This window comes from Streptomyces sp. NPDC059455 (assembly GCF_042750115.1).
GTDB classification, from domain to species: Bacteria; Actinomycetota; Actinomycetes; order Streptomycetales; family Streptomycetaceae; genus Streptomyces; species Streptomyces endocoffeicus.
The window spans coordinates 1-10,865 of sequence record NZ_JBHYVB010000254.1 but is presented as its reverse complement, the minus strand read 5'-3'; the positions used below and the strand labels follow the sequence as shown (position 1 = coordinate 10,865).

Here is a 10,865-nt window from a genome sequence, read left to right as displayed (position 1 = left end):
ACGAGCCCGAGCCCCGCAACCCGCCCCGGCCGGGTGACGACTGGGGCTCCCTGCGCGTGGGGGCCCCCCCCGGCGGGGGGCGCGCCATCTCTCACTGGTAGCTACGGACGTATGGTTTGCCCCTGTGCGGTGCCCTCCACGGCCTGCACATACGCACCGGCTACCTCGGAGACAGGAGTACCGTCAGTCGAGTCCGCTCCCATGCTTTGCAGGGTCTCCTTGATCCACCCCGGGCTGATGAGGTTGATGCGCAGGCTCCGCGGCAACTCGGCAGCCGCATTGCGGACGAACCCCTCCAGGCCAGAGTTGATGAGGGCGCCCAGTGATCCACCCGCCAACGGAGTGGAGAAAGTGCCTCCGGTCAGCGTGACGGAACCGCCGTCCCGGAGATGACGCACGGCTCGTCGGGCCAGGGCAACCTGTCCCAAGAGCTTGCCTTGCACTCCTGCAACGATCTCGTCGTCCGCCACTGACGCCAAGTCCACCAGCGGGCCACTGGCGGCACAACACACCACCGCATTGAGGTCCGGCAACTCATCGAAGAGCGTATCCAGAGAGGAAGGATCTTCCAGATCCACCTTCACCGGTCCTCTGCGCGAAGCCTGCACGACCTGATGAGACGCCTCCAACGCGCTGGTGACAGCAGTGCCGACCGTTCCGGTCGCCCCGATCACAAGTACTTTCATGTCACTGATCTTGCCAGTAGCCGCACCCCGAGTGCCGTATTACCAAGGGGCCTGCCCGACCAAGGGATCTGGCCCCTACACGGGACCACCTGGTCTCACTGACGTCATTTCTCGTGAACAACAACGAGCCTCAAGATTGCCAGCTGCCCAAACCGACAGATAAACGCTGCTGCTTGAAGTGAACGAAGCCAGCCAGGCGCCTGTTGACTATGTTGCCGCAGCTCGACACGAGAGATTCTCCACGACGCAGACCTGTCCGCCTATGTCGGTCGTCCCGTCGGGGCCAGGGGCTGCCATGATTAGCGATCCGTTGCCCTGGGTGACCGCGATGGCCCGCCTCAACTGATCGGCGAGCAGGAGCGCTGCCGCGCCGGTGGCTTCGTCCTCGTCGATGCCGTCGCCACGGCCTGGGAATCCCCGGGCTCGGACTCGGCCGGTGGCCTCATCCTGCCAGGCCCAGGCGTATACCCACTCTCCTGGTTCCGGCACCGCCAGCGTTTCGACCTCCTGCATGCTGCCGTACCGCCGCAGCGTGCGCGGCGGAACCCACTCCGCTCGTGCTCTGATCCATGTGAAGCCGTCGGTGCGGCGCACGGGGATGCTCCCCATGGGAAGCTCCAGCGTTTCCAGGCCGAGGAGCCAGGCCACGCCGACGAGTGGGTATCCCGCGAACGGGAGCCGCACCCCTGGCGTATAGATGTCCACGACGCCGCGCTGTGCATCGTCGATGAACACGGTCTCACTGAGACCCAGTTTCTGGGCGAGAGCCTGTCTGGACTTCTCGTCGGGGAAGGCGCGGCCGTCGCGTACTACGCCCAGAACATTGCCGTGGTCACCGTTCGGGCCGCAGAAGACGCGAAGAAAGAGGACTTCAGGGGTCACCCAGTCATTCAAGCAGGCCATCAGATCACTGGCCCTCGCCTCGTGGCACCGCCTGGAGCGCGGCGAAGGCGACCTCTTGCGGTGCGGGGCGGTCAGGGTGCTGCTGGGGTCGTGTGGGTTCAGCAGCCGTTGAGGACGGAGGACAGGGAGTTCTTCTCGGCGGTGTCGACGGAGAGGCCGGCGTCAGCAACGATGACGTACTCGGCGACACCCAGTACCCCGTCCCGGCCGAGCGGCATCCGGCTCTGCTGAGGCCACTTCACCGAGGCGGTGCTGCCCGGCACCATGCCGCAGGTCTCGTTGATCTGAACCGTCGCTGCGATGATCGACCCGAAGACTTCACCGCCGGACGGCGTGAAGTGGTCCACCACCCCGTCCAGACCCAGATCCCGCCCCACACCAGCCCCTTCCGCCACCCCCGTGATCAGCATTCGGGCTGGACGGTAGAGGCGCCGGTGTACAGCGCAGGCAGATATCCGCGAAACAGTCCGGCCGGGCGGCGGACCTTGGTAGTGACGCCCGGACGAAGGCCGTCACTCTCCCCGTCAGGGCCTGGCGGTGACCTGCTCCGGTGACCAGCCGTCGTTTTCGGTGGCGTCGATCACCAGCCCGGTCTGCACCAGGTTTGGCCGGCTCGATGGCCGCCCCGTAGCGAGCCACGAACGCTGCTTCGTCGCCGTCCTCGTTGCTGGGAGGTTCGTCGTGGCCGGGGATCACTGCGGACAGCGGTTCGGACACCGTGTCGGCGTACATGGCAAGCTCCCCGCCCCCATAGGTGAGTACGTATCGCGATCCGTCGTCGCCGCCAAGGCGGGCCGGGCCGTCCGCGGGCAGCTGACCTCGTCAGAGAGCGCTGAGTTCGGGACAGTTACCGCTCCCGGACGGTGTAGGTCAGGTGCGTCACCCTTGGGGAGGGCTCCGCGCGGACCTGCTCCAGGGCCACGCGACCGGCGTCCACGCCCTCGAACAGGCGGATTCCGGAGCCGAACAGCACGGGTGACAGCGCGATCGAGAACTCGTCGATCAGGCCGGCGTTCACGTACTCCAGGATCGTCGCGCCGCCGCCCGCGATGCGGACGTCGCGGTCGCCGGCGGCCTCGCGGGCCTGGTCGAGGGCGGACTCGATGCCGTCGTTGACGAAGTGGAAGGTGGTCCCGCCCGGCCGCTCCCAGGGGTCACGCTTCTCGTGCGTCACGACGAAGACCGGCGTGTGGAACGGCGCCTCCTCCGGCCACATCTTCTCGCCGGCGTCGAACATGCGCTTGCCCATCACGCTCGCGCCGGTGCGCTCGAACGTCTCCCGCGCGATGTCGTTGTCGCGCCCTTCCTCGCCGCCCTCGCCGAGCTTCAGGTTCTCCCGGAAGAACCGCAGCGGGAAGATCCACTGCTGCAGCTCCATCCATAGCTGCCCCATCAATTCCTCGGGGGACTCGGGCGCGATGAAACCGTCCAGCGACATCGACACGCTGAAGAACACCTTCTCGGCCATCAGCTCTCCGCTCCCTTCCGGACGATCTCGGTGACGTACGCAGCCAGGTTGCTCAGGGTCTGCTGGCCGCCCTCGATCGCGTGGTACTTCTCGACCGCCTCGTCGCGCAGCTCCTTGGTGGGGAACAGTGTCCGCATCTCGATCCGGGTCGCCGCACCGTCGGGCTCGAACGTGAGGACCGACTCGAAGGCGTTCGGGTCGTCGCGGGTCTCACCGTGGAGCATCGCGATCCGCTCCGGCGGGGCGAGCTCGGTCCAGGTGATCCACTCTTGGTAGTCCGTTCCGTCCGGTCCGTGCATCACGAAGTCCCACTCTCCGCCGACGCGGAACTCGAAGGACCGCGTGGTGGTGGTGAACCCTTCCGGTCCCCACCATCGCGACAGGTGTCGGACGTCGGTGAACGCCTCGAACACCAGCTCCCGTGGGGCGTCGATGATCCGGGAGATCGCGATCTCGCGGTCGGCTGTCGCCGCCTGCGCCGGCGTTCCTTGTTCTGGCGTGCTCATCAGCTACTCCGCTTTCCTTGTCTGCTTCAGGTCCTGCACATAGGCGTCCAGTCGGTCGAAGCTCTCGTTCCAGAACTGCTCGAAACCGCCGGTCCACTCGTGGACCGGTCGCAGCCCGCCGGCGTCAAGGCCGTACAGGCGCTGCTTGCCTGCCCTGCGGTCCCGCACCAGCCCGACCTCCCGGAGCACCCGCAGGTGTTTGGACGCCCCCGGCTGGGTCATCCCCAACTCCTGGGCCAACTCGGTCACCGACCGCTCACCCGCCCTCAGCAGCACCAGAATCTCCCGGCGCTGCGGCTCGGCGATCGCGTTGAAGACGTCCGACGTCGTCGTCGCTCGTGCCATGGGCCGATCGTATGCCGATATCGGCATACGTCAAGCTGAAGGAATCAGGCGGGTCTCGGGTGGCGATCGCGACCCTTGTCGGCGGCTGCGGAATCCGAGCGATGACAGACCCCTGTGATCGGCGCGACTGACCTGGTCCAGGCGGAAACCGTCACGCTTCGTGTTCGCAGAAGTGAGTTCTGAGAGATCGCGAACCCCGGCGAACCGTGTCCGGTTTGTCCCCGATCTTCGTTCTCATAACCTCTCGCAAAACATCTTTCGCACAAAGCCCTTCGCGATAGGTTCCGCGACATGCCGGAGTCCGCCGAACCGGCCACCGTCGTCGAACAGTTCGATTGTCCCGCCCTGTGAGGTGCCCGCCGGAAGCACCTGCCGCACCCGCGGCGGCAAGGTCGCCCCGAAGTACCACACCCCGCGCTTCATGCTGGTGCCCCAGCTCCGCGCCGAGCTGGAGGTGAAGACCCCCTCCGACCGCGGCCCCGGCCGCGCGTGGGAGAGGGGCCCGGCCATCGACGCCGCCGTCCCGGAGGCCCGGGCGAAGCCCACGCGGGTGGGGTACGCCCGTTGCAGTACCGCCCAGCAAGAGCTCCAGAGCCAGCTCGACGCCCTCCAGGAAGCGGGCTGTGACCCGGTGTTCTCGGAGAAGATCAGCACCCGGGTCAAGATCCGGCCCGAGTTCGTCAAGACGATGGACTTGGCCCGCACCATCAAGAAGGCCGTCCCCCACCAGCGGGTGATCTTCACCGTGCACGAGATGAAGCGCCTCGGCCGCGGCGCCGCCGAACTGCTGACCATCGCCGAGGACCTGCGCCACCACAACACCCAGCTCGAACTCCTCACGGGCCCCGTCCAAGGGGTGTACGACCCGTCCGGGGACGGCGCCGCCCTCTTCGCGTTCTTCGCCGGCATGGCCGAGTCCGAGCGCGAGTACATCCGCGAAAATCCGACGATGACGACCGTGATCTGATCGCGCTGCGTCGTACGGACGTGCACCGGCTGGGCATGGCCGTGCAGATCTGCACGGTCCGCTATATCGACCGCTTCCTCGGTGAGGACCCGCTCACGGTGCCGTGGGAGGTCGTGGAGTACCTGGCCGAGCAACTCGACATTGAGGACGCCTCGTGCGTGAAGCAGTACCCGGAGCGCCGCAGGACACCGTACGAGCACGCACAGGAGATCCAGCAGCGGTTCAGGTACCGAGACTTCACCGACCGGAAGTGGGGACGGGAGTTCCGTGGCTTCCTGTACGGGCGGGCTTGGACGCACGCCGAGGGGCCGGTGGCGCCGTTCAACCACGCGGTGACGTGGCTACGTAAGAACCGGGTCGCTCCGGGCCCTGATCAAGGGCAGGGGGACAACGCCATGGGCGTCATCCCCCTGCCCCGGCGCTGATGTCGCGGCAGGCTCAGGGCCGGCGGCCTGCCGGTGTCCGCCGGGGGCGTCGGCCGGCATGACTGCGGCCTTGATCGGCCTCGGGAAAAGCATCGGTGCAGCGGTCAAGACCGGCCGCGGCTCGGCGACTACAGCTGAGCTGCGTCAGTCCAGGCAGAACTCGTTGCCCTCGGGGTCGGTCATCACGATGAAGCCGGCGCTCATCGGGGGAGCGGGCTCGTAGCGACGTACCCGCGTCGCTCCCAGCGCGACGAGCCGGTCGCACTCGGCTTCCAGTGCCGCCATCCGCTCCTCTCCCTGCAGTCCGGGAGCCGCACGGACGTCGAGGTGGACGCGATTCTTGGCGGCCTTGTCCTCCGGCACCTGCTGGAAGAACAGCCGTGGGCCGTGCCCGTCCGGGTCCTCGATGGCCGATCTCGTGTTGCGCTGCTCCTCCGGTACGCCGACCCGCGCGAGGAAGTCGTCCCACGCGGCCAGCGGTTCGGCGCCCTCGGGCAGGTCGACTCCGGGCGGGCCGGGGTGGACGTAGCCCAGTACGTCGCGCCAGAAGGACGACAGCGCCCGCGGGTCGTGGGCGTCGAAGGTGACCTGGATGTGGCGGCTCATCGGGTTGCTCCGTTCGTAGCGGGTTTCGTGTGCAGGTAGAGGTCGCGCAGCAGGCAGACCTCGGACAGGTGGTGGATCAGCTCGCGGTGAATGTGCAGCACCAGATCGGCCATGGGCACCTCGGGGAAGGGCTCCTTCGCGCCGATCGGGGCCCGGAGCGCGGCGTCGCCGACGCTGCGCACCCCGGCCAGCCAGATGTCGAGCTGGGTCTCGAGCTGGTCGAGCGCGGTGGCCGCGCTGCCGGCGTACTCCCAGGTCTCGTACGACGCCGCCGGCCCGCCGAAGTGCGCCGCGTTGCGCGCGGCGAGCACGCCGACGATGACGTGACCGAGTCGCCAGGCGATCGTGGTGAAGGCCGCCGGGACCGGCTGCGGGAAGGCGAAGTCGATCGTGAAGTCCCCGGCACCGGCCTGCACGGGCGCCGTCCAGCTGCCGCGTGGCCGCACGGTCCAGGGGTCCGGCACCGGCGACCAGAAGTACTCGTCGTCGGTGAGGCCCTCGAGCCGGGCTCGGATCTGATGGTTCCAGTGGACCTCCCACTGCTCGCGCAGCGTCCGGTTCCAGTCGAGTTCGTCTGCGTCCATGGAGCCACCGTGACACCTCTTGCGGACAGGATCGGTCCGCTGTCTCTGGGCATGGACGTGGCGAGCGGGGATGAGCGGGGTACGACGGAGCGGGTGCTCACCCTGCTCGGGCTGCTGCAGCAGCGCCAGGTCTGGACCGGCCCCGAGCTCGCCGGCCGGCTCGGGGTCACGCCGCGCACGGTGCGGCGTGATGTCCAGCGGCTGCGCACGCTCGGCTATCCGGTGTACGCCAGCCAGGGTGTCGGCGGCGGCTACCGACTCGGCCCGGGGCAGGACCTGCCGCCGCTGCTTCTCGACGACCAGGAGGCGATCGCCACCGCGGTCTCGCTGCTCGCCGGCGCGGGTGGCGCGGTCGCCGGCGCCGGCGACGCCGCGCTCCGGGCACTGACCAAGCTCGACCAGGTACTGCCCACCCGGCTTCGGCATGAGGTGCGCGCGCTCTCCGGCTCGGTGGAGTCCTTCGGCGGAGGCCGCACGCCGGTCGACCCCGAGGTGCTCATGACGCTGGCCAGAGCCCGCCGCGACGAGGTCGAGGTCGGCTTCGACTACCCGTCCGGGAGCGAGGTGCGACGGCGGCGGGTCGAGCCCTACCGCCTGGTCGCCTCCGACCGGCGCTGGTACCTCCTCGCCTACGACCTCGATCGCGACGACTGGCGCAGCTTCCGTGTCGACCGGATGACCGACGCGTCCGCACGGACCTGGCGCTTTTGCCCGCGCGCGGCGCCCGACGCAGCGACGTACGTGCAGGAGGGTGTGGCGAGCCGGGTCTACCCGCACCAGGCGCGCTTCCTCGTGCACGCGTCGGCCGACACGGTGCGCGCGCAGATTCCAGCGTCGGCGGCCGTCGTGCGACGGCGGGGGAGCGAGCTCTGCGAGGTGCTCAGTGGCGCCGCCAGCCTCGACTTCGTGCTCATGCACGTACTCCTGCTGGGGCACGACTTCGAGGTACTCGACCCTCCGGAGCTCGGAAGGCGCTGTCGCGCGCTGGCGGAGAGACTGCTGTCGGCCGGTGAACGATCTCACCGGTGCCCGACATGGAGGAGTCATGAGCCGCGACCACGCCAGCGCCGAGGAGCGCCGCTGTCCTGAGCACTTACGTTTCCGGCCCGGATATCCCGGAAACCTCACCACGCGCTCCTCGCACATCTTCGGCTCGGCTCAACGCGAGGCCCCCTTGGCTACGCCATGGACACAACGCGGCTGCCGACGTCACACTGCCCACCCTGTCACCCACGGGGAGGCACTTGGAGGCGCAACGTCGACGCCCACCAACCGAGACAGACGCCCGGATCCTCGGAAAGACGGCAATCATCAGCTTCCCCGTGGAAGTGAGACACCGACGAAGGTGGACACGGCCTTCGCCGCGTTAACCCAGTGTGCCCCGCGGACGCGTCGGCCAGCGCCCCCACCGTCGCCACCGAAGAAGTCATCCGCGCCGCCCGCGACCTGCTGCCCGACCCCGGATAACCCCTCCTCGCGTCACAGGTGTGGGCATAGCTGTGAGATCGACTACGCCAGCCCGTGGGGACGGATCGCGTGGCGTCGTGCCGTCGTTCGGCAGGTAGGGCATCGCCAGGACTTCGACGCCGCGTCCGGCGTTGTACGTCGGGTCAGGCACGGCCCTCAACGTGGGGTTGCCGTAGTACCTGGGAAATTTCGGGCGGATATGGCTGGCCAGCGGCGATGACGCAGCCAGCTCAAGTAGGTGGCTGCTGGTCAACCGAGCGGGGTGAACTGCCGAGTGATGCGGTTCCAGAGAATCCGGGGCACACCCGCCCACAGGTTCGGCAGCCGCTGTTCGATGCGGATCTCCTCAGTTCGGCGCCTCCATCGGCGTCGCCGTCACCGGTTCGATCGTGGCCGGCACCGGCCCCGGCTTCATCAACTCAAGCCACGCCGCCTGGGCCGTCCTCGGAGGCTGCGGACTCGCCGCGCTCGCGCTCGGCCTCATCTCCACCAGCAGCTGGGCCAAGGCCACCGCCGCTCGCAACGGCCAGCGCCTCGCCACCGCACCGATCCCCGAAACTCAGGGCCACCCTCTGCCCAGCCGATCCGCAGACCCCACCTGAGCCAGGAACCAGCAACGCGGTGCCACTCACGACCAATGACCCTATTCCGCTTGGATTCGATCTTGAACGATGGAGGCTCCTCGATGACCGCTCCCGCCCTGCAGACCACCCGCCGCTGCCCGTACGCGCCCCCGGAGCAGCACACCCGCATCCGGGATACCGATTCCGGGATCTCCCAAGTCACCCTGCCCAGCGGCCAGGTCGCCTGGGCCCTGAGCCGGCTTGAGCACATCCGGGCCATGCTCACGGACCCGCGGTTCAGCTCCGACCGCCGGAATCCGAACTTCCCCCAGTTCACCCGCGAGCGGCGCGCCTTCTTCCCGCGCCGATCGCTCATCCACTTGGACGCGCCCGAGCACGGTCCCGCTCGCAAGGCCGTGGTCGGCGAGTTCACCGTGCGCCGCATGGCCGACCTGCGCCCGCGCATCCAGGAGATCGTCGACGAGCACATCGACGCGATGCTGGCCGGGCCGCGCCCCGCCGACCTCGTACAGGCCCTCTCCCTGCCGGTGCCGTCCCTGGTCATCTGCGAGCAGCTCGGCGTGCCGTACCACGACCACGACTTCTTCCAGACCCGCAGTAAGGCCCTGCTGAGCCGCGACCTCACCGCCGAGGGCAGGAAGCAGGCGCTCACGGAGCTGCGCGACTACCTCAAGGACCTGATCGCCAAGAAGGCCGCCGATTCAACCGACGACCTGCTGGGCCGCCAGCTCGCCGAGGGCAACGACCCCGAGGACGTTGTGTCGCTGGCCTTCTCGCTGCTGCTCGCCGGGCACGAGACCACCGCCAACATGATCTCGCTCGGCGTGGTGACGCTGCTGGAGCGCCCGGAGGAACTGGCGGCGCTGCGCGAGGACCCGGCGCGTACCCTGCCCGCGATCGAGGAGTTGCTGCGGGTCTACACCATCGCCGAGATCGCCAACTCGCGTGTCGCCGTCGAGGACGTGGAGATCGGCGGCGTAACCATCCGGGCCGGCGACCCCGTCCTGGCGCTGAGCAACGCGGCGAACCACGACCCCTCGGCCTTCGACGAGGCGGACGAGATCAAGCTGGACCGGGGCGCCCGCAACCACGTCGCCTTCGGCTACGGCATCCACCAGTGCCTCGGCCAGAACCTGGCCCGGATGGAGCTGCAGATCGTCTTCGACACGCTCTTCCGCCGGATTCCGACGCTGCGGCTGGCCACGCCCGCCGACAAGCTGCCCTACAAGGACGACGCCCTCATCTACGGCCTCCACGAGGTACCCGTGACATGGGAGGAGCCGGCATGACCAAAATCGTGGCAAATCTCGACCGGTGCGTCGGAGCGGGCCAATGCGTCCTGACCGACCCCGACGCGTTCGATCAGAGCGAGGAGGACGGCACGGTCGTCGTCCTCCAGGACACCCCGGCGGACGACGAGGCGCTGAAGCGGGCCCGGGTCGCCGTCGAGATCTGCCCGAGCCGGGCCCTGTCCCTAATGGAGTAGCCGTCGGCGCGTCGCGCGGCCATGGTGGCTTTTGTCCGCTTTCATCGGAAGCGATGGTCACCATGTCCCGCGCCGCCACCGCGTCGGCGTGGCCGCAGCCCGGGTACGACGCCGGCCACTCCTACTGCAACTCGCACAAGTCGATCGTGAACGCCGGCACCGTGCAGACGCTGCGGAGACCCTGGCTCGCTGAACTCATCCCCAGCCGGTCCAACCTATCCGTACAAGGAGCTGATCCGTCGGCTCACGGCGAATAGATGCTCGCTCTGCGAGCGGCCCGGCAAGGTGGAGGCCCGCCACGTGAAGTCGCTCAACGACCTCCAACGGGCCGGTGACCCGTCCTCCGACTGGGTGAAACTGATGGCCGAGCGCCGCCGCAAAGCCCTTGTGGTCTGCGGCAGTTGCCACGACCGCATCCACCGGAGCCCGCCGATATAAGGGCTCGCAGGGAATCAAGGTGTTGCTTCGCGTGATGCGGCTCGTTGTTGTGATATGAGCGTCTCCGATGAGGTCCGTGGTCAACTCGTGGTCAAGTTCGGGGTGTTGTTCCCGCATCTGGACGAGCGGCAGCGGCGGTTGATGATGGGGGCCGAGGCGCGAATTCTGGGGCACGGCGGTATCCGGGCGGTCGCGTGGGCGGCCCAGGTCAGCGAGACGACGGTCCGTAAGGGTGTGGACGAGTTGGAGGCCGGCGAGGAGCCTCTGGGCCGGATACGCAGGTCCGGTGGTGGCAGGAAGAAGGTGGTGGACCTTGATCGGGGTCTGCGGCCCGCGCTGCTGGCACTGGTGGAACCTGACGAGCGGGGCGATCCGATGTCGCCGCTGCGTTGGACGGTGA

The 10,865-nt window shown here is 68.4% G+C and carries 15 protein-coding genes and 2 pseudogenes; 9 read left to right on the top strand and 8 right to left on the bottom strand.

Annotated features, from left to right (window positions below):
• Positions 1-101: 101 nt before the first annotated feature.
• The 6 genes from ACFXB5_RS47500 to ACFXB5_RS47475 all read right to left on the bottom strand — a co-directional run bounded on the left by ACFXB5_RS47500 (position 102) and on the right by ACFXB5_RS47475 (position 3,908).
• The gene (locus ACFXB5_RS47500; RefSeq protein WP_385220652.1) at positions 102-686 is read right to left on the bottom strand and encodes a short chain dehydrogenase; all 585 of its coding nucleotides are present in this window, start codon (positions 684-686) and stop codon (positions 102-104) included.
• A 207-nt stretch (positions 687-893) separates the two neighbouring features.
• Positions 894-1,589 carry a PhzF family phenazine biosynthesis protein gene (locus ACFXB5_RS47495; RefSeq protein ID WP_385220649.1) on the bottom strand — a complete coding sequence of 232 codons (696 nt, stop codon included), beginning with the start codon at positions 1,587-1,589 and terminating at the stop codon, positions 894-896.
• Positions 1,590-1,687: 98 nt separating this feature from the next.
• Positions 1,688-1,966, bottom strand: a complete 279-nt coding sequence (locus tag ACFXB5_RS47490; RefSeq protein WP_385220646.1) for a hypothetical protein — start codon at positions 1,964-1,966, stop codon at positions 1,688-1,690.
• A gap of 470 nt (positions 1,967-2,436) precedes the next feature.
• Positions 2,437-3,057 (bottom strand): dihydrofolate reductase family protein, encoded by a 621-nt coding sequence (locus tag ACFXB5_RS47485; RefSeq protein WP_385220643.1) that lies wholly within the window; start codon positions 3,055-3,057, stop codon positions 2,437-2,439.
• A complete protein-coding gene (locus tag ACFXB5_RS47480; RefSeq protein ID WP_385220640.1) occupies positions 3,057-3,563 on the bottom strand; it encodes an SRPBCC family protein in 507 nt (168 codons plus the stop codon). The genes ACFXB5_RS47485 and ACFXB5_RS47480 overlap by 1 nt, the downstream gene beginning before the upstream one ends.
• Positions 3,564-3,566: 3 nt before the next feature.
• On the bottom strand, positions 3,567-3,908 hold the full coding sequence (locus ACFXB5_RS47475) for an ArsR/SmtB family transcription factor (RefSeq protein ID WP_385220637.1): 342 nt from the start codon (positions 3,906-3,908) through the stop codon (positions 3,567-3,569).
• 421 nt (positions 3,909-4,329) lie between these two features.
• Here ACFXB5_RS47475 and ACFXB5_RS47470 point away from each other — a divergent pair, with 421 nt between their 5' ends.
• Together ACFXB5_RS47470 and ACFXB5_RS47465 are read left to right on the top strand one after the other, a co-directional pair.
• On the top strand, positions 4,330-4,875 hold the full coding sequence (locus tag ACFXB5_RS47470; RefSeq protein ID WP_385220671.1) for a recombinase family protein: 546 nt from the start codon (positions 4,330-4,332) through the stop codon (positions 4,873-4,875).
• Positions 4,854-5,234: pseudogene (locus tag ACFXB5_RS47465) on the top strand (DUF4158 domain-containing protein); the annotation flags it as partial. The gene ACFXB5_RS47470 and the pseudogene ACFXB5_RS47465, both read left to right, overlap by 22 nt.
• A 210-nt stretch (positions 5,235-5,444) precedes the next feature.
• Here the strand turns inward: ACFXB5_RS47465 and ACFXB5_RS47460 are convergent.
• Complete coding sequence (locus ACFXB5_RS47460; protein ID WP_385220634.1) at positions 5,445-5,906, bottom strand: VOC family protein; 462 nt, start codon at positions 5,904-5,906, stop codon at positions 5,445-5,447.
• The gene (locus tag ACFXB5_RS47455; protein ID WP_385220631.1) at positions 5,903-6,490 is read right to left on the bottom strand and encodes a DinB family protein; all 588 of its coding nucleotides are present in this window, start codon (positions 6,488-6,490) and stop codon (positions 5,903-5,905) included. Before ACFXB5_RS47455 ends, ACFXB5_RS47460 begins: the two co-directional genes overlap by 4 nt.
• A 51-nt stretch (positions 6,491-6,541) precedes the next feature.
• On the opposite strand from ACFXB5_RS47455, the gene ACFXB5_RS47450 reads away from it, so the two are divergent.
• From ACFXB5_RS47450 to ACFXB5_RS47420, 7 genes and pseudogenes are all read left to right on the top strand, one after another.
• Positions 6,542-7,579 carry a helix-turn-helix transcriptional regulator gene (locus ACFXB5_RS47450; RefSeq protein WP_385220667.1) on the top strand — a complete coding sequence of 346 codons (1,038 nt, stop codon included), beginning with the start codon at positions 6,542-6,544 and terminating at the stop codon, positions 7,577-7,579.
• A gap of 767 nt (positions 7,580-8,346) precedes the next feature.
• Positions 8,347-8,559 (top strand): hypothetical protein, encoded by a 213-nt coding sequence (locus ACFXB5_RS47445; RefSeq protein ID WP_385220628.1) that lies wholly within the window; start codon positions 8,347-8,349, stop codon positions 8,557-8,559.
• An 83-nt stretch (positions 8,560-8,642) separates the two neighbouring features.
• On the top strand, positions 8,643-9,830 hold the full coding sequence (locus ACFXB5_RS47440) for a cytochrome P450 (protein WP_385220625.1): 1,188 nt from the start codon (positions 8,643-8,645) through the stop codon (positions 9,828-9,830).
• Positions 9,827-10,027: a ferredoxin gene (locus ACFXB5_RS47435; protein WP_385220622.1), complete on the top strand. Its 201-nt coding sequence runs from the start codon at positions 9,827-9,829 to the stop codon at positions 10,025-10,027. The genes ACFXB5_RS47440 and ACFXB5_RS47435 overlap by 4 nt, the downstream gene beginning before the upstream one ends.
• 53 nt (positions 10,028-10,080) lie before the next feature.
• Positions 10,081-10,284, top strand: a complete 204-nt coding sequence (locus tag ACFXB5_RS47430) for a hypothetical protein (protein WP_385220619.1) — start codon at positions 10,081-10,083, stop codon at positions 10,282-10,284.
• A complete protein-coding gene (locus ACFXB5_RS47425; RefSeq protein ID WP_385220664.1) occupies positions 10,217-10,465 on the top strand; it encodes a hypothetical protein in 249 nt (82 codons plus the stop codon). The genes ACFXB5_RS47430 and ACFXB5_RS47425 overlap by 68 nt, the downstream gene beginning before the upstream one ends.
• A 54-nt stretch (positions 10,466-10,519) precedes the next feature.
• Positions 10,520-10,865, top strand: a pseudogene (locus tag ACFXB5_RS47420) (ISAzo13 family transposase); the annotation flags it as partial.

Bases quoted from the DNA above. Each gene is read 5' to 3' on its own strand.
- ACFXB5_RS47500 (WP_385220652.1), bottom strand. From the start codon at position 686: ATGAAAGTACTTGTGATCGGGGCGACCGGAACGGTCGGCACTGCTGTC.
- ACFXB5_RS47495 (WP_385220649.1), bottom strand. From the start codon at position 1,589: ATGGCCTGCTTGAATGACTGGGTGACCCCTGAAGTCCTCTTTCTTCGC.
- ACFXB5_RS47485 (WP_385220643.1), bottom strand. From the start codon at position 3,057: ATGGCCGAGAAGGTGTTCTTCAGCGTGTCGATGTCGCTGGACGGTTTC.
- ACFXB5_RS47480 (WP_385220640.1), bottom strand. From the start codon at position 3,563: ATGAGCACGCCAGAACAAGGAACGCCGGCGCAGGCGGCGACAGCCGAC.
- ACFXB5_RS47475 (WP_385220637.1), bottom strand. From the start codon at position 3,908: ATGGCACGAGCGACGACGACGTCGGACGTCTTCAACGCGATCGCCGAG.
- ACFXB5_RS47470 (WP_385220671.1), top strand. From the start codon at position 4,330: ATGCTGGTGCCCCAGCTCCGCGCCGAGCTGGAGGTGAAGACCCCCTCC.
- ACFXB5_RS47460 (WP_385220634.1), bottom strand. From the start codon at position 5,906: ATGAGCCGCCACATCCAGGTCACCTTCGACGCCCACGACCCGCGGGCG.
- ACFXB5_RS47455 (WP_385220631.1), bottom strand. From the start codon at position 6,490: ATGGACGCAGACGAACTCGACTGGAACCGGACGCTGCGCGAGCAGTGG.
- ACFXB5_RS47450 (WP_385220667.1), top strand. From the start codon at position 6,542: ATGGACGTGGCGAGCGGGGATGAGCGGGGTACGACGGAGCGGGTGCTC.
- ACFXB5_RS47440 (WP_385220625.1), top strand. From the start codon at position 8,643: ATGACCGCTCCCGCCCTGCAGACCACCCGCCGCTGCCCGTACGCGCCC.
- ACFXB5_RS47435 (WP_385220622.1), top strand. From the start codon at position 9,827: ATGACCAAAATCGTGGCAAATCTCGACCGGTGCGTCGGAGCGGGCCAA.
- ACFXB5_RS47430 (WP_385220619.1), top strand. From the start codon at position 10,081: ATGGTCACCATGTCCCGCGCCGCCACCGCGTCGGCGTGGCCGCAGCCC.